Below are 16,985 nucleotides of genomic sequence, written 5' to 3' on the forward strand. Positions count from 1 at the left end.
CCCAGCCCGGTGAAACGACACTTCCCTACAAACCCGGTGGATCTTGGTGGAAAAAACCGCCGAGTCATACCGCCGTTCGGACGAGGTAGCCGGTAGTTTGCAAATCAACCATTGTCGCGCGGACCACACGTGGACGCGCTAAACGATCGCTAACCGGCGTTCATGGTTTTTTCACGCCCTCGACCCGAACGGGAAACACCCGAGGGGGAGCCCGGCCCCGACGACGGGCTCCCCCGTCGGGTCAGCTACCTGACGGGGCGACCAGCATCGGCTTGACGTCGAAGTCCTTCTCCAGCAAGCCGTAGGTTCGCATCAGACCCGCCACGCGCTGCAAGCGGGTGGCGTCCAGCGTGGTCGGGAACTCGCCGAAGTGCACGAGGCTGGCGGTTTCCTTGTCGACCTTCGCGTACTCGACCAGCAGCGGCTCGACCGTGGGGCGGTCCGCCGCGTCGCGCTGGCCCTTCGCCATCGCGCGCTGGAACGCGGCGACGGTGTTCGGGTTCTCCTTCACGAACTTGCCGGTCGTGGCGTAGCCCGCGATCGGGATGTCCGCGGTGGGGCCGGACGCCGCGTCGAGCACGGTGATCTGGCCGCTCGCGCGCTGGGCGCGGCTGATGAACGGCTCCACCATGAAGGCCGCGTCGACCGTGCCGTTCTGCACCGCCGCTTCCATGTCCGGGAACGGGAACTCCTTGAACGTCACCTTGGAGGGGTCGACGTCGTTGGCTTCCAGGGTCGCCTTCGCGGTCAGCTCGGCGATGTTCCGGAACGTGTTGATCGCGATGGTCTTGCCCTCGAGGTCCTTGGGCGACTTGATCGGCGAGTCGGCCTTCGCGAGGATCAGGAACATCTCCGGCTTGGCCTGGTAGCCGTCGCTGACCAGCTTGAGGCCGTCGACGGCCTTGGCCGCCTCCTTCGCCTCGGCACCGAAGAACGACACCCAGTTGCCGAAGGAGATGTCGAGCTCGCCGTTGATCAGGCCCGGGATGGCCGCGGCGCCACCCTGGATGATCTCGATCTTGACCTCGAGACCCTCCTCCTGGAAGTACTTCTTCTGGATCGCGACGTGGACCGACGCGACGTCGAGGATCGGGAGCAGGCCAAGGGTGATCTTGGCCTTTTCGACCTTGCCCGGTGCGGCGGCGGCGTCGGTGGGCTTCTCCTCGGAGCCACCGAGCAGACCGCAGCCGGAGACGACGGCGAGCATCGCGACCGCGGAGACAACGCCGAAGATCCTTCGTGCCGAGAGGCCGACTCTTCGAGTCATGGGGGGCATCTCCTGTTGGAGTGAAGACTTTGCGGGGGCAGGATGCACGAGCGACAGGGTGCTGCAGAACCACTCAAAGTGACACGAGTGGTTCGACAAGACCCCAGTCGACCGACACTCGAAGGCTGATCCACTACCTTCGGTGAGCATCTTTGCACAGGCTGTCCAGAGGTTGGGGTATGCGGTGAGCGATCTTGACGCGGAATGGGCCGTACAGAGCAACCGGCGCCCGGTGGGCATCGTCGGAGCGGGCCCTGCGGGATTGACCTTGGGGAACCTGCTCCGCGAGGCCGGAATCCCCTGCGTGGTGCTGGAAAAAGGCACCCGCGAGCACATCGAGACCCGGCCGCGCGCCGGGGTGTTGGAGCACCGCGCGGTGCAAATGTTGACAGAGCACGGGCTCGCGGACCGGTTGCTCCAAGAGGCGGACAGGCATGGCGCGTGCGAATTCCGGGTGAACGGGGAAGCGCACGAGGTGGACTACGCCACCCTGTACGACGGGCAGACCCACTACATCTACCCGCAGCAGGAGGTCGTCCAGGACCTCGTGCGGCACTACGTCGACGAGCGCGGCGGCGCGGTGCGGTGGTCGGTCACGGACGTCGAACTGCACGACATCGAGTCCGCCGAACCGGCTCTGACCTGGACGAACGCCGACGGCACCCGTGAGCGGCTCGACTGCTCGTTCATCGCGGGCGCGGATGGGTTCCACGGCGTGACGAGGCGCAGCATCCCGGCGGGCGCGGTGCAGGAGTTCAGCCACCAGCACGGCATCGAGTGGCTGAGCATCCTGGCCGAGGCGCCGCCGTCCACCCACAAGGTGATTTACGCACTTCACCCGGACGGATTCGCGGGTCATATGCTCCGCAGTTCGACGGTTTCGCGCTACTACCTCCAGGTCCCGGTGGACGACACCGTGGACAACTGGCCGGACGAGCGCGTGTGGGCGGAGCTGCACAAGCGGTTGGCGCTCAGGGACTCCGACTGGAAGCTCACCGAGGGGCGCATCGTCGAGAAGCGGATCCTCGACATGCGCAGCCACGTGGTCGAACCAATGAACCACGGCAACCTGTACCTCCTCGGCGACGCCGCGCACATCATCACCCCGGTGGGGGCAAAGGGAATGAACCTCGCGTTGCACGACGCCGAGGTGCTCGCCGACGCCCTGGCGCGCTACCACCGAACGGGTGATGAGACGGGGTTGCGGAGCTACTCCGAGGTGTGCCTGCGACGCGTGTGGCGTGCGCAGGAGTTCTCGCAGTGGATGGTGTTCATGATCCACCGGTCGCCGGAGCCGTTCCTGAGCCGGTTGGGTCAAGCCAGACTCGAACACCTCATCGCCTCCGGGTCGTCGGCCGGCTATTTCGCCCAAAACTACGTGGGGCCCTAGGCAGAACATCTTACGATTAGCGGGCCCCATTACCGGGGGAACACCCCGCAATGACACCGGAACACCGGCGCCTTGTTCTCCGCCACGGCATTCAGGCGTGCTCGACCCGGAGAACAAGGCGATGGCCCGATCGAATTACCGGCACATTCGAAGTGTCGTCACGCGCGGACATCCACGCGGACATCCACGACATCGGGTCGATGTATTCGCCGCCGATTCCACCCGCTGGACGCCCGGACGCACCCGACGACACCCCGTCGGTGACGCCCCAGGCGCGCGGAAATCATCGGCGGACAATTCCGCGAGGCGGCCGGAAAAGCACTCGACGCGCACGGCGCGTGATCGCACGACGACGGCGCGGTGATCATCGCCGAAGGTCTTCCGCGGCGGGAAAGATGTCGAATCGTTGTGAACGATCGCCGTCGAAACCGCGCCCGGAAACCGCTGCCGGCGCGCCCGGACACGACAACGGGCGACCCACGGCGCCGGCGCCCCTGAGGGGGCCGACAAGCCGCGGATCGCCCGTCGGGCGTCCTGGGCCTAGGAAAGGCCGGTCACGTCGTGGCGCGCTCCTCGGCCTCGGCGCGCGAGACCTCCGCCCGCTCCGCCTCGGCCCACTTCGCCGCCTGCTCCTCGTTCGCCTTGCGCCGCGCCTTGACCTCCTCGGAGGTCTTGCCGACGTTCAGCAGCCGCGCCACCTCGGCCCGCAGCGCGACGAACGCCTCGGACTCGCGGGTGGTGATCTGGTCGCGCTCGGCGGGCAGGTCGACCTTCAGGTCCGCCACCACGGACGCGGGCGACGTGGAGAGCACGAGGATCCGGTCTCCCAGGTAGACGCTCTCGTCGATGTCGTGCGTCACCACGAGGACCGTGGTGTCCTGCTCGGTGCGGACCTTCAGCAGCAGGTCCTCCAGCTCGAACCGGGTCTGCGCGTCCACCGAGGCGAACGGCTCGTCCATCAGCAGCAGCGCGGGCCGGTAGGCCAGCGCCCTGGCGATGGCGACGCGCTGCTGCATGCCGCCGGACAGCTGCCACGGGTACTTGCGGCCGGCCGCCGACAGGCCGACCCACTCCAGCGCCTCGGCCGCGCGCGTGCGGCGCTCGGCGCGGCCCAGGGTGCGGCGCAGCGGGAACTCGACGTTCTTCTGCACCGTCAGCCAGGGGAACAGCGAGCGGCTGTAGTCCTGGAACACCACGGCGAGGTCGTCGGGCACGCCGCGGACCTCGTTGCCGTGCAGGCTGATCTCGCCGCGGGTGGGGCGGATCAGCCCGGAGATGGTGCGCAGCAGCGTGGACTTGCCGCAGCCGGACGGGCCGACGACGCAGACCAACTCGCCGGTGCCGACGGTGAACGACAGGTCGGCGATCGCGGTGTGCGCGCCGTCCTTCGCCTGGTAGGTGTGGCCGAGGTCGGCCACTTCGAGCATCGCGGTCATACTGCTTTTTCCTCCACCGTCGCGGGGGTGCGCTCCTGCTTCGGTTGCCACGCAAGGGCTTTGCGCTCGAAGCCGAGGAGCACGGTGTTGAGGGCATAGCCGAGGACACCCAGCAGGATGATCCCGGCCCACATGTCGGGGAAGTCGAACTCCCGCTGTGCGACGAGGAGTTGCGACCCGATCCCGTTGTCGGTTCCGACGAGTTCGGACACGACCATGAGCACCAGCGACAGCGACAGGGAGACCCGCAGCCCGGCGAAGATCTTCGGCGCCGCGGAGGGCAGGACGACACCGAGGATCCACTGTGGCTTGGGGATGCGGAACACCGCCGAGGTCTCGAACTTCGTGGCGTCGACGGAACGGGCGCCGTCGATGCTGTTGAGCAGGATGGGCCACAGCACGCCGAAGACGATCGTGGCGAGCTGCATGGTGGTGCCGACGCTGAACAAGAGCAGGAACACCGGCACCAGCAGGGGCGGCGGGATCGAGCGCATGAACGTCAGCAGGGGCCCGGCGTACTCCGCGGCCTTCTCCGAGCGGCCGAGCGCCACGCCGAGCGAGACGCCGACGACGGCCGCGATGCCCCAGCCGGCGAGCAGCCGGCCGATGCTCGGGAACACGTGGTCGAACACCGTGTCGGTCAGGAACAGGTCATCGGCCGGGCCGGAGAACCACAGGTCGTGCGCGGCCACGGCGATCTCGGTGGGGCGGGGGAAGAACGTGTCGTCGGCGTACCAGGTGAGCAGTTCCCAGACCACGACGAGGCCCGCGAACACCGCCCACCGCTGCAGGAATCGACTCACGACCGACCTCCGGTGACCGCGCTCCAGCCGACCCAGCGGCGCTGCGCGCGTTCCAGCCCTTCGTTGAGCAGGTAGCCGATGACGCCCGCGACCACCGTGCCGGCCAGGACGATGTCCATCCGCCCCGCGCCGCTGCGCGCGATCGCGATGTACTGCCCGATGCCGCCGGACCCGCCTTCCAGCAGCTCCACGCTGACGACCACGACCAGGCTCGTCGTGGCGGCGAGCCGGATTCCGGTCAGCACGAACGGCAGGGCGCTGGGCAGGGCGACCGACGCCAGCACGCGCACCCGGCCGGAGCCGAACGCCCGCGCGGTCTCGACCAGCAGGGGGTCGAGCTCGTCGAGCGCGTAGATGGTGTTGAACAGGATGGGCCAGATCGCCGCGTACACGGCGAGGGTGATCTTGGTTTCCGGTCCGATGCCGAGCAGCAGCACCGCCAGCGGGATCAGCGCCACCGACGGGATGGGGCGCAGGAACTCGACGACGGCGCGGGTCGCGTGCCGGACGGGCGCCACGCTGCCCAGGACGAGGCCGAGCGGGACGGCGATCCCGACCGACAGCGCCACGGCGATGAGCACGGCGAGGACCGTCGCGATGACGTCCCGCAGGAAAGCCTCATCCCCCAACAACTTCACGAGTTCCACCGCTACGACGGACGGCGGTGGCAGGTACTCCGAGGGAACCAGCCGGAACCGGCCGAACAGCTCCCAGATGACGAGGAACCCGGCCACACCGAGCAGTCCTCGGGTGAGCGCACGCACGCGCAAACGCCTCTTCCCAGTTGATCAACCCCAGCCAACCCGGCTCAATCTAGAGAGTGAAGTCCCCCGCCACAATGAGTGGCGGGAAAACTTCATGATGTGATCTTGCAACGCCGGCCCGCAGGTGGCGGGGCGATCGGCTTGCCTTCCGCTCAGTGGAATCAGGGGTTGGCACACGGCGGGTCGTAGGGCAAGTCGGGGAAGTAACCCGCCCACTGCCGCCCGGTGATCCCGGGGTGCGCGGTGGCGCAGATCCGGTCCACCACCGCGTCCAGGTCGGTCTCCCAGAACCGCAGCACCGAATCGCCCGCGCTGACCAACGTCCGCCCTTCGGGCGCGAACGCCACCGAGTTCGCGCCCGAGGAGTGCGCGGCGAACACCGCCGACTGCCGGAGGGCCCCGTCGGCAGGCACGTCGTACAGGCGCAGGGTGCCGTCGGCGTCGGCGGCCACCAGCAGGTCGTCGAACACGGCGACCGCGCGCACCGCCGAGCCGAGCGACTCGGCCGAGCCGAACCGCACCGCCACGACGTCGTCGGGATCGTGCCGCTGCTCGGGGTGGCGCCACAGCACGGCCTTGCCGTCGGACTCCACCGTCACCACGCCGCCGGGCGCCGACGGCACCGCGACGACGTACGTGGCGAAGTCCAGCGCGTCGCGGCGGAACCGCTCGGGCCGCATCGGGACGGTCGTGTCCCACTCCTCGACCGCCCCGCCGTACTTGGCGACCACCAACCGGTCGCCGGTCCGGTCGAACGCCAGCGCGCTGGCCACGAGCTCCGGGTTCGCCTCGTCGGTCAGCTCGGCGATCTTCGTCGTGGTTACGACGTCCCACAGCCGCGTCACGCCGTCGTCGAGGCCGCCGGTGGCGAAGTACCCGCCCTTCGGGCTGAACGCCACCAGGTGCGCCCGCCCCGCCTCGCCGACCAGGTCGGGCGAGACCAGGTTGGTGGTCCGCCACACCCGCACCCGGGCGTCTTCGGCCACGGTGACCAGGTGCTCGCCGTCCGGGCTCAGCGCCGCGGTGCGGACCGGGCCCGGGTGCGCGGTCAAGGCCCAGGCGGTGCGCGGACCGCGCGGCTCGGAGATGTCGACGAGCCGGAGCTCGCCCTCGACGTCCACGGTGGCGGCGAGGGGGCGTTCGGCGGCGACCGTGACCGCGCGCACCGTCGCGGGGTGCGCGACCGGCAGGTCGGTGAGGTCGGTGAGCCGGGTGGACCGGTCGCTCCCCGCGGTGACGAGGCTGCGCCCCTCGGCGGCGAAGGCGACCGCGGTGACCGCGCCGAGGTGCCCGTCGAGCGCGGCGGACTGGAGCGGCGCGTGCCGGTCGGTGACGTCCCACAGCCGCGCGGACCGGTCGTCGCCCGCCGTGGCCAGCACCCGCGCGTCACCGTTGAACGCCAGGGCGCGCACGTCACCGCCGTGCCGCAGGGCGGCGGTCTGCCGCGCGGGCCCACCCCGGTCGACGACCTCCCACAGCCGCACCACCCGGTCCTCCCCCGCCGTGGCCAGCACCCGGCCGCCGTCTCCGACCGCCAGCGCGGTGACCGCGCCGACGCCGCCGACCAGCACGGCGGACGCGCCGGTGGCCAGGTCGACCGCGTGCACCCGGTCGCCGGAACCGACCGCGACCACGTGCCCGGACAGGAAGGCCACCTCGGGCGACGACTCGCCCGTCACCGGCAGGTCCGCCCGCATACCGCCGGCGGCCAGGTCCCACGCGCGCGCCCGACCGGCGACGAACCCGGCCACGAGGTAGCGGGAGTCGGGCGAGAACGCCAGGTCCAGCGTCGGCTCGCTCGACAGGTCGGTGAGCCGGTGCACGATCACCGGACGGCGGGGATCCGTCACCCGCCACACCACGATGCAGTCCTCGGACGCACCGGCGAGCCACTGGCCGTCGTCGGAGAACGCCACCACGCGGGTCGCGCCCAGCCCGGCCAACGCGCCGAGGTGCTCCGGGCGGTGGGGGTCGGTCATGTCCACCAGCCGCACGTCCGCGGTGGTGGTGTCGTCGACGACGGCGAGCAGCGAGGCGGCCGGGCTGACCGCCACCGCGCGGACCCCGCCGATCCGGGTCGCGTAGGGCTCGGTGAACGCGGCGAACAACGCGTCCCGCGTCTCCGGCAGCGGCGCGAGCCGGTGCGCGGCCAGCGTGAGCTGCAACGACAGCGCCGGGTCCTCGTCGCGCAGCGCGGCGGCCTGGGTGATCACCTTGTGCGCCAACGCGATGTTGCGCTGCTCGGTCGCGGACCGCTCGGCGTTGAACGCGAACACGATCGCGCTGGACGCCAGCACCAGCAGCACGGCCATCACCGACACCAGCTGCCGCAGCCGCCGGGTGCGGCGGTGCTCGATGGCGTGCACCGCGTCGTCCGCGGCGATGCTGGCCTCCAGGAACCGGATCTCGCCGGGCGTGAGCCCCCGCGTGCCGTCGACCCACTCGCGCACCAGCGCCAGCCGGGTGCCCCGGTACAGCGCGCCGGGGTCGCGGTCCAGGGCCTCCCAGGTGTGCGCGGCCTCGGTCAGCATCCGCTGCACCCGCAGGCCCGCGCGGTCCTCGGCGATCCAGTCGCGCAGCCGCGGCCAGTTGCGGATCAGCGCCTCGTGCGCCAGCTCCACCGTGTCCCGGTCCAGCACCACCAGCCGGGCCTGCGCCAACGCGGCCAGCACCTCCGCGCTGTCGCTCTCGACGTGGTGGTCGACCTCGGCGCGGGCGACGCGGCGCTTGGTGTCCTCGGTGCCCTCGCCGACCGCGATCAGCCGCAGGAACACCTGCTTGGCGATCAGCTGCCGGGCCGGGCTCATCGCCGTGTAGACGTGCTCGGCGCTGCGCGCGATCGAGTGCTCGACCCCGCCGACCTCCTCGTACCCCGCCAGGGTCAGCGCGACACCGCGCCGCCGGCGCCACGTCTCCAGCAACGCGTGCGACACCAGCGGCAGCACCGCGGGCTGGCCCGCCGCGTCCGCGACCAGGCGCGTGACCAGCGCCGTCTCCACCTTGCAGCCGACCGCGACGGCCGGTGACACGATCGCCTCGCGCAGCTCGTCCGCGGCCATCGGCCCGATCAGCACGTGCCCGCCGCGCAACGCCTCCACCAGCTCCGGGTACTGGCCGCAGTGGCCGAGGAAGTCGGCCCGGACGCCCAGCACCACCCGCGTGCGGCTGGTCGGCGCGGACGCGGCGGTGGTCAGCGCGGCGATGAACGCGGCCCGGTCGGCGGGCTCCTGGCACAGCGTGAAGACCTCTTCGAACTGGTCGACCACGATCAGCAGGTCGTCGTCGCCGCCGACGAGCGCCTGCCGCACGCGCAGGTGCAGGTTCTCCGGGTAGGCGGCGAACTCGGCGGCCAGCGCCGGCGCGTCCCGGCCGGTGCGCGCGGCGACCTGCACCGCCAGCTCCTCCACCGGCCGCGCGCCGGGCGTGAGCACGACCGCGGGCCGGTCCCAGTTCGCCACCAGGCCCGCCCGCAGCACCGACGACTTGCCCGAGCCGGACGCGCCGAACACCCCGGCGAACCGGCGTCGCGCGACGAGGCCCACCAGTTCGCGCACGACGCGGTCGCGGCCGAAGAACCGGTCCGCGTCACGCACCTGGAACGCCGCCAGCCCCGTGTACGGGGCCCCGGTCGCCTCCGGCGGCGTGCGCGGGTTCGCGTCGGCGACCCGTTCGGCCAGCGCCCGCCAGCGCGACTCCCACGCCGCGGTGTCACCGCCGCAGGCCCGCACGTACGCCAACGTCACCGCGAGGCTCGGCAGCTTCCGGCCGTTCGCCGCCTCCGACAGGGCCGCGGCGGAGTAGTGGGCGTCCCGGGCGAGCCGCCGGTACGTGGGGCTGCCCGCGCGTTCCCGCAGGGCCCTCAGATCGCCGGCGAACTCGCCCAGGTCACGGCTGTCCGCCCGTAACGGGCCCTCCGGTCTGGCCATCGTCGCCCTCCCCTTCGACGAGGGCGATTGTTCAGAAAAGCCTGTTCAGCGTCCACGCGCTGACACTGAACAACCCGTCTGCCGTAGGAATGGCGGTGGAACCGGTAGGTGGTTCCCGCAGGGGGGAGGGGGGGGGGGGGGGGGGGGGGGGGCCCCCCCCCCCCCCCCCCCCCCCCCCCCCCCCCCCCCCGCCCACCCCCCCCCCCCCCCGCCCCCCCCGGCGCCCCCCCCCCCCCCCCCCCGGGGGCCCCCCCCCCGGGGGCGCCGGCGAGGGGTAGCGCCGGGGGCAGCCCGTGCGCTCCCCGGGTCTCGGGGTGCGGTGTCAGGCCACCGCGACCTCGACCGGGTGCACGCCCGGCCCTTCCGCGCTGACCGACGCCTGCCCGTTGCCGGACCGGTGCAGCGCGCGGATGGTCCACGTGCCCGGCGCCGCGAAGAACCGGAAGTCGCCGTCGGCCGAGGACACGACCTCGGCGGTGAACTCGCCCGAGGCGTCCAGCAGGCGCACGAACGCGCCGCCGACCGGTGCGCCCTCGGACCGGACCTTGCCGGACAGCACGACCTCGTTCGCGCCGACCTGGATGTCGACGCCCTGCTCGGGCGCGCCGCAACCGTCCAGACTCATGATCAGGCCTCCTTGCCGCTGCCGAGCTCGACCGGCACGCCGACGAGCGAGCCGTACTCGGTCCAGGAACCGTCGTAGTTCTTCACGTCCTCGTGGCCGAGCAGCTCGTGCAGCGCGAACCACGTGTGCGACGAGCGCTCGCCGATGCGGCAGTAGGCGATCGTCTTGCGGGAGCCGTCGAAACCGGCCTCGCCGTAGATCTCGGCCAGCTCCTCGTTCGAGCGGAACGTGCCGTCCTCGTTGGCCGCCTTGCTCCACGGCACGTTGATCGCGCTGGGGATGTGGCCGGCGCGCTGCGCCTGCTCCTGCGGCAGGTGGGCGGGCGCGAGCAGCTTGCCCGAGAACTCGTCGGGCGAGCGCACGTCGACCAGGTTCTTGTTGCCGATCGCGTCGACGACCTCGTCGCGGAACGCGCGGATCGCCAGGTTCTGCTCCTGGGCGGTGTAGCTGGTCGCCGGGCGCTCGACCTGCTCCTTGTCCAGCGGGCGGCCGTCGAGCTCCCACTTCTTGCGACCGCCGTCGAGCAGCTTCACGGCGTCGTGGCCGTAGAGCTTGAAGTACCAGTAGGCGTAGGCGGCGAACCAGTTGTTGTTGCCGCCGTACAGGATGACCGTGTCGTCGTTGGAGATGCCCTTGGCGGACAGGAGCTTCTCGAAGCCCGCGCGGTCGACGAAGTCGCGCCGCACCGGGTCCTGGAGCTCGTTCCTCCAGTCGATCTTCACCGCGCCCGGGATGTGACCGCCGTCGTAGGCGGTGGTGTCCTCGTCCACCTCCACGAACACCACGCCGGGCGCGCTGAGGTTCTCCTCGGACCAAGCGGCCGAGACCAGGACGTCTTCACGGCTCATCGAGCTGCTCCAATTTCTTCGTTCTTGCTGCGACTTCTGTCACTGGGGTCGGGCGAGGGCGGGTGCGTAGCGGCGCAGGAGCAGGAAGAGCTCGCAGCCCAGGCACAGGCCGACGGCGGCGTTGAGCAGCGCGGCGACCAGTGCGGCGGACGTGGCGACGACTCCGAGCGCGGTGAGTCCGGTGGTGTAGCCGATCGTGCCGATGAGCGCGAAGACGAACCCGACGCCCTGCGCGAACCGCAGCGGGGCGGCTTCCTCGCGCTCGGTCGTCGGCTTGATCCTCGGCTGCACGGCGAACCGGTAGACGTGGCCCCACGGGTTGAGCTTGAGCGAGATGAACGCGCACATCGCGAACAGCACGGTCTGGGCCGCGAGCAGCCGCCACGAGCCGGTCAGCAGGACGACCGCCAGGATGGCGGTGGTGATCCAGGCGCTGAACCGGGGGCCGCGCGGGTCGACCGGCGCGTCCTTGGTGGCGGTGGCACTCAAAGGCATGGCGACCTCCTGACGGTGGACAAGACTGGTAGTCCGTCTCAGGCGGTGTTAGGGGCAGGCGCGCACAGCCGTCAAGGGCGTGCGGGCCGCCGGCAACCGCCCGGTCAGCGCGCCGCGCGACACAGGCTGCTGCGCACGCGGCACAGGTCCACCGCGAGTCGCTTGGTCAGCAGCGTGGTCATGGGTTCGAGACTAGCCGGTCGTCCCTGCTGTCGGGAGTGGTGTCCAAACCGTGGGAATACCCAGCTTCACCCGATCGGTCCAGGCAGGTGTGGGCGCAAAGCCGCAATGAGGCGGTCGGGCTTCGGGACGCCGCCGACCCGGAGCAGTTCCGCGCCGGAGGCGTCCAGCGCCACCGTGGTCGGCGCGCGCAGCACCCCGAGGTCGGCGGCGACCTCCGGCAGGTCGGTCACGTCCAGTTCGACGTGCCGCAGCCCGGCGGTGCGGCCGGCGAGTTCCTCGAGCACCGCGCGGGTCTGCCGGCAGTTCGCGCAGGTCGTCGTGGAGAGCTGCACCAACGTCACCGGGACGCCCGGGTCGAGCAGGTCGCGCACGGGCGCGGGCAGGCCCTGGTGCGGTTTCGCTGCGCGCACCCGACCGTCCCGTGCGCGCAGCGCCACGGCGATCACGGCGACGACCGCGACCGCGCCGAGCAACGCCCACGCACCGGTCATCAGCTGCCGCCCTGGTCCAGGAGGATGTCGTTGATCGCGCCTTCCACGGTGAACGCGCCACTCTCCACCTTGACCGCGGTCGGCGTCACCGTGAAGGGCAGCGCGCCCGGGTCGATGGTCACGCTCAACGCCTCGCGCACCACGCCCAGCACCGCGTCCAGCCCGTCCAGGGCCATGTCGTCCAGCTCGACGTCGTTCACGGCGATCATCACCTGGCCGTTGACCAGCGACACCGTGCCGTACGCGGTGATGCGGAGGTCGCGGCCGGCGACGTTGGTCTTGCCCGACAGCTTCACCGCCGCGACCGTCGGGTCCGCCGCCTGCCCGTCGGTCACCTTGGTGCGCTTGTCCGGGTCGATCGCCAGGTCGGTGAACGGCGTGATCTGGTTGACCAGCCGGCTCAGGTCGTTGACCTTGATCTTGACGCTGCCCCTGACCTGGTCGATCCGCGCGTCGCGGGTGTTGCCGGCCAGCAGGTCCGACAGGCCGATCCGGGTGTGCTTGAGGTTCGCGCTGATCTCCAGGTCGCGCAGCTGGTCGCGCACGGGCACGCCGGTGGCGCTGATCTCGATGTCGCGGTAGTCGCCGCCGACCGCCTGCGTGATGAACGGGAAGCCGTTGATCCGGACCGACGGGTCCTCGCTGAGCCCGAACTTCTCCCGCATCTTCTGGGCGACCTGGTACTCGCCGACCGCGGCCAGCGCGAAGTCGGCGGCGACCAGCAGCGCGCCCACGACGAGCGCGGCGATGATCAGCTTGCGCCCCCGCGTGGAACGGCGGCGGTTCGTGTCGGTCGCGGTCATCGCCTGCCCTTTGTCCGGTCCGTGTCGTGCAGAGAGGTGCGTTCGTCCAACCAGGTCGCGATCCGGTCTACCAGAGCGGGCGTCATCGACGACTCGGCGTGCCGCACGCCCGGCTCCAGCCACAGCTCGGCGCCGCCGCCCGCGGCCCGGTGCAGCGCGACGGCGTGCGCCGGGCCGAAGTAGTGGTCCTGCTCACCGTGCACGATGAGCAGCGGGGTCGGGGTGATGCGGTGCACCACCTCCAGCGGGCTCTCCGGCGTGGTCCGCCACGGCGGGCCGAGGCGCACGCCGAGCGCGCGGGCGGCGAGCCTGCCGTGCGGCTGTTCGAGCAGCCAGTGCACCCGGCGCATCGCCACCGTGTCGCGCACCCACCAGCGCGAGGGCGCGCTGACGGCCGCCACGGCGTCCGGCCGGTCGTCGTGCAGGCCCGCGTGGCGCAGGGCGACGGACGCCCCCATGGAGAAGCCGACGGTCACCACCCGCTGGTACCCGAGTTCACGGGCGAGCGACACACCGGCCGCGAGGTCGTGGATTTCGTCACCGCCGACGGTGGACCGCCCGCCGGAGCGGCCGTGGCCCCGGAAGTCGAGCGCGACGACCCCGCCGTGCCTCGCGAACCGGTGCAACACGCGTGACACGAACGGTTTGCGAACGTGATTCGTGAAGCCGTGACCCACCACGAATGCGAGATCCGTCACGGACGGTGTTGATCTCACATGCACACCGTGCAGGCGGACGGCGTCATGTGACATGGATGTAACAGGCGTGACGCTTGTGGAAACAACTGTGACTCTGACCTGCTGACCTGGGTCTTTCGTGGTGTGCACCGGTATTGTCTCCGTCATCCGCAGGCAACGGGGCCCGGTCACCGTACTTCGCCTGTGCCTGGTCGGTGACCAAGCACCGGCCGAACGAGAGGGCGCCGCGATGAGTATCGATGTGCTGCTGCTGACCACCGACTCCGACCCCGAGGCGGTTCTCCCCGCGCTGTCGCTCCTCCCGCACGAGGTCCGGCCGCTGCGCCCGGAGGTCTCGGCGCTGCTGGAAGCCGGTCCGCACGACATCGTCCTGGTCGACGCCAGGACCGACCTGGTCGCCGCGCGCAGCCTCTGCAGGTTGCTCGACTCCAGCGGCGTGGACGTGCCCGTGGTGGCGGTCGTCACCGAGGGCGGTCTGGTCGCGGTCAACTCCGACTGGAGCGTGGACGAGATCCTGCTCCCGACCTCCGGGCCCGCCGAGGTGGACGCCCGGCTGCGCCTGGTGCGCTCCCGGCGCGGCACCACGCAGCCCGGCGGCGACGGCTCGATCCAGCTCGGCGAGCTGGTCATCGACGAGGCGACGTACACGGCCCGCCTGCGCGGCCGCCCGCTCGACCTGACCTACAAGGAGTTCGAGCTCCTCAAGTACCTGGCGCAGCACGCGGGCCGCGTGTTCACCCGCGCGCAGCTGCTGCAGGAGGTCTGGGGCTACGACTTCTTCGGCGGCACGCGGACGGTGGACGTGCACGTCCGGCGCCTGCGCGCCAAGCTGGGCCCCGAGCACGAGTCTCTCATCGGCACCGTGCGCAACGTGGGCTACAAGTTCGTGCGGCCCCCGCGCCCGGGCAGCGCCCGCCGCGTTGACCACGCGATCGACGCGCCCGAGACGACCGTCGACGACGCCGAGCTGATCTACCGCGCTTGATTGCCGCTGCTCCGCAGACGGCGGCGTGAGCCTCCGTTAGGTTTTCCGTGTGGATCTGACCTGGTTCGAGAGGTTGTCCCCCGAGCAGGCCGACGAGGTCTCCGGTCTGCTCGGGGCCGCGGAGGCCGCCGACGGTGTCGCGCCCGTCGGCGAAGCCGTGACCCTGCGCCTGCGCCCCGACGCGCGCGGCAGTCGTCACCTACTCGTCCGCGACGGCGGGGCCCTCGTCGGCTACCTGCACCTGGACGTCTTCGGCGACTCCGACGGCAACGAGGTCGCCGAGCTGGCCGTGCACCCCGACCACCGCCGTCGCGGGCACGGCGCCGCGCTGGTCGGAGCCGTGGCCGACCGCGCCAAGCCCCTGCGGGTCTGGTCGCACGGCGGGCACCCCGGCGCCGCGGCGCTCGCCGCCAAGCTCGGCTACCGCAAGGTCCGCGAGCTGCTGCGCCTGCGCCGTCCGCTGGACGCCGACCTGCCCGAACCCGTGCTGCCCGCCGGCGTGGCGCTGCGCTCGTTCGTGCCGGGCCGGGACGAGGCGGCCGTCGTCTACGTCAACCACCGCGCGTTCGCCTGGCACCCCGAGCAGGGCGCGATGAGCATCGAGGACGTGCGGGAGAAGGAAGAGCAGCCGTGGTTCGACCCGGCCGGCTTCCTGCTCGCGGTCGACGACGACGGGCGGCTGCTCGGCTTCCACTGGACCAAGGCGCACACCGCCGAGCTCGGCGAGGTGTACGTGGTCGGCGTCGACCCGGACGCGCAGGGCGGCGGCCTCGGCAAGGCGATCACCCTCGCGGGCCTCGCGCACCTGCGCTCGGCCGGGCTCACCGACGTGATGCTGTACGTCGAATCCGACAACGCGGCGGCGTTGGCCGTGTACGACCGGTTGGGTTTCACGCGCTGGGACTCGGACGTCCAATACGCCCGGTAGTGACAAACCCATCACGCCATGCAAACGTGCAGGTCACGGGACACCCAAAAGGCGGTGTACTCGGTCACTTCCCGTATGGTGTTCACCCGTCGTTCACTTTCTCCTGGGCACCTGTCCACCCTCGCTACCTACCGTCCGTGTCGAGCGGCGGGGCTTCGCCGCGACATCCGCTTCCGTAGCTGGAGGACTCCCAGGTGAAGACCAAGCGACACGGCGCCGTACTCGGCCTGATCGCGGCCGGTGCGCTTCTGCTCACCGCATGTGGCAGCGACAACAACGCGCCGGGCACGGGTTCGACTTCGGCGGCCGGTGATTCGTCGGTCCCCGTCGAGTGCGGTGGCAAGTCGAAGCTGAGCGCCGAGGGCTCTTCCGCGCAGCAGAACGCGATCGCCACGTTCATCCAGGCCTACCAGGCGAAGTGCCCGGGCTCCGACCTCGCCTACAACGCCTCCGGCTCCGGCGCGGGTGTCAAGCAGTTCAACGCGGGCCAGGTCGACTTCGGCGGCTCCGACTCGCCGCTGTCGGAGAGCAAGGGCGAGGTCGCCGCGGCGGCCGAGCGCTGCGAGGGCAACCCGGCGTGGAACCTGCCGCTGGTGTTCGGCCCGGTCGCGCTGGGCTACAAGCTCGAGGGCGTGAAGGACCTGGTCCTCAGCGGCGAGGTGACCGCCAAGATCTTCAACGGCGGCATCAAGAAGTGGAACGACCCGGCCATCGCGGCGCTGAACAGCGGCGCGTCGCTGCCGGACAAGGACATCAAGGTCGTCTACCGCTCGGACGAGTCCGGCACGACGGACAACTTCCAGAAGTACCTGACCGTCGCCTCCAAGGGCGCGTGGACCCAGGGTGACGGCAAGCAGTTCAAGGGCGGTGTCGGCGAGGCCAAGGAGAAGTCCGCCGGTGTCGCGCAGGCCGCGGGCTCCGTCGACGGCGCCATCACCTACGTCGAGCTGTCGTTCGCGCAGGACAACAAGCTGTCCCTGGCCAAGATCGACAACGGCTCCGGCCCGGTCGAGCTGACCAACGAGACGGTCGGCAAGGCCATCGACGGCGCCACCATCAAGGGCACCGGCAACGACCTGGTCCTCGACCTGAACTCGATCTACGGCGCCACCACCGCGGGCGCCTACCCGCTGCTGCTGGCCACCTACGAGATCGTCTGCTCCAAGGGCTACGACGCCGACACCGCGAAGGCGGTCAAGGCGTTCCTCACGGTCGCGGCGACGACTGGCCAGGACGGTCTGGCGGACGCGGGCTACGCTCCGCTGCCGAAGGCCTTCCAGGACAAGCTGCTGACCGCCATCAAGGCCATCGCCTGACCAGGCCGGCACACTTCCCGGGAACGC

Annotated in this window: 16 protein-coding genes; 4 read left to right on the forward strand and 12 right to left on the reverse strand. The window is 71.1% G+C overall.

Going from position 1 to position 16,985, the window contains the following annotated elements; translation table 11 throughout:
• Positions 1 to 241: 241 nt before the first annotated feature.
• Positions 242 to 1,267, reverse strand: coding sequence for an ABC transporter substrate-binding protein (locus LNK82_RS07800; RefSeq protein ID WP_230566266.1), 1,026 nt, complete (start codon positions 1,265 to 1,267; stop codon positions 242 to 244).
• Between the two features lie 232 nt (positions 1,268 to 1,499).
• On the opposite strand from LNK82_RS07800, the gene LNK82_RS07805 reads away from it, so the two are divergent.
• Entirely contained in the window at positions 1,500 to 2,657 is a 1,158-nt protein-coding gene (locus LNK82_RS07805; protein WP_308257185.1) for a 4-hydroxybenzoate 3-monooxygenase, read from the forward strand.
• A gap of 554 nt (positions 2,658 to 3,211) precedes the next feature.
• Here LNK82_RS07805 and LNK82_RS07810 read toward each other — a convergent pair.
• From LNK82_RS07810 to LNK82_RS07855, 11 genes are all read right to left on the reverse strand, one after another.
• Positions 3,212 to 4,093 carry an ABC transporter ATP-binding protein gene (locus tag LNK82_RS07810; RefSeq protein ID WP_230566268.1) on the reverse strand — a complete coding sequence of 294 codons (882 nt, stop codon included), beginning with the start codon at positions 4,091 to 4,093 and terminating at the stop codon, positions 3,212 to 3,214.
• Positions 4,090 to 4,896, reverse strand: coding sequence for an ABC transporter permease (locus LNK82_RS07815; RefSeq protein ID WP_230566269.1), 807 nt, complete (start codon positions 4,894 to 4,896; stop codon positions 4,090 to 4,092). Before LNK82_RS07815 ends, LNK82_RS07810 begins: the two co-directional genes overlap by 4 nt.
• A complete protein-coding gene (locus tag LNK82_RS07820; protein ID WP_230566270.1) occupies positions 4,893 to 5,660 on the reverse strand; it encodes an ABC transporter permease in 768 nt (255 codons plus the stop codon). Before LNK82_RS07820 ends, LNK82_RS07815 begins: the two co-directional genes overlap by 4 nt.
• Positions 5,661 to 5,821: 161 nt before the next feature.
• A complete protein-coding gene (locus LNK82_RS07825) occupies positions 5,822 to 9,586 on the reverse strand; it encodes an nSTAND1 domain-containing NTPase (RefSeq protein WP_230566271.1) in 3,765 nt (1,254 codons plus the stop codon).
• 322 nt (positions 9,587 to 9,908) lie between these two features.
• A complete protein-coding gene (locus LNK82_RS07830; protein ID WP_230566272.1) occupies positions 9,909 to 10,211 on the reverse strand; it encodes a DUF1416 domain-containing protein in 303 nt (100 codons plus the stop codon).
• Positions 10,212 to 10,213: 2 nt separating this feature from the next.
• Positions 10,214 to 11,059: a sulfurtransferase gene (locus LNK82_RS07835; protein WP_230566273.1), complete on the reverse strand. Its 846-nt coding sequence runs from the start codon at positions 11,057 to 11,059 to the stop codon at positions 10,214 to 10,216.
• A 39-nt stretch (positions 11,060 to 11,098) separates the two neighbouring features.
• Positions 11,099 to 11,554 carry a DUF4395 domain-containing protein gene (locus LNK82_RS07840; protein WP_230566274.1) on the reverse strand — a complete coding sequence of 152 codons (456 nt, stop codon included), beginning with the start codon at positions 11,552 to 11,554 and terminating at the stop codon, positions 11,099 to 11,101.
• A gap of 104 nt (positions 11,555 to 11,658) precedes the next feature.
• Positions 11,659 to 11,736 carry a putative leader peptide gene (locus tag LNK82_RS48225; protein WP_360462167.1) on the reverse strand — a complete coding sequence of 26 codons (78 nt, stop codon included), beginning with the start codon at positions 11,734 to 11,736 and terminating at the stop codon, positions 11,659 to 11,661.
• A 66-nt stretch (positions 11,737 to 11,802) separates the two neighbouring features.
• Positions 11,803 to 12,228, reverse strand: a complete 426-nt coding sequence (locus LNK82_RS07845) for a TlpA family protein disulfide reductase (RefSeq protein ID WP_230566275.1) — start codon at positions 12,226 to 12,228, stop codon at positions 11,803 to 11,805.
• Positions 12,228 to 13,031, reverse strand: coding sequence for an LmeA family phospholipid-binding protein (locus tag LNK82_RS07850; RefSeq protein WP_230566276.1), 804 nt, complete (start codon positions 13,029 to 13,031; stop codon positions 12,228 to 12,230). The genes LNK82_RS07845 and LNK82_RS07850 overlap by 1 nt, the downstream gene beginning before the upstream one ends.
• Complete coding sequence (locus LNK82_RS07855; protein WP_372470432.1) at positions 13,028 to 13,783, reverse strand: alpha/beta hydrolase family protein; 756 nt, start codon at positions 13,781 to 13,783, stop codon at positions 13,028 to 13,030. Before LNK82_RS07855 ends, LNK82_RS07850 begins: the two co-directional genes overlap by 4 nt.
• 175 nt (positions 13,784 to 13,958) lie before the next feature.
• On the opposite strand from LNK82_RS07855, the gene LNK82_RS07860 reads away from it, so the two are divergent.
• From LNK82_RS07860 to pstS, 3 genes are all read left to right on the forward strand, one after another.
• A complete protein-coding gene (locus LNK82_RS07860) occupies positions 13,959 to 14,714 on the forward strand; it encodes a response regulator transcription factor (protein ID WP_230566278.1) in 756 nt (251 codons plus the stop codon).
• Between the two features lie 49 nt (positions 14,715 to 14,763).
• A complete protein-coding gene (gene mshD / locus LNK82_RS07865) occupies positions 14,764 to 15,642 on the forward strand; it encodes a mycothiol synthase (protein ID WP_372470433.1) in 879 nt (292 codons plus the stop codon).
• Positions 15,643 to 15,836: 194 nt separating this feature from the next.
• Complete coding sequence (gene pstS, locus LNK82_RS07870) at positions 15,837 to 16,958, forward strand: phosphate ABC transporter substrate-binding protein PstS (protein WP_230566279.1); 1,122 nt, start codon at positions 15,837 to 15,839, stop codon at positions 16,956 to 16,958.
• Positions 16,959 to 16,985 lie beyond the last annotated feature (27 nt).

The organism is Saccharothrix luteola, assembly GCF_020859565.1.
Lineage (GTDB): Bacteria > Actinomycetota > Actinomycetes > Mycobacteriales > Pseudonocardiaceae > Actinosynnema > Actinosynnema luteola.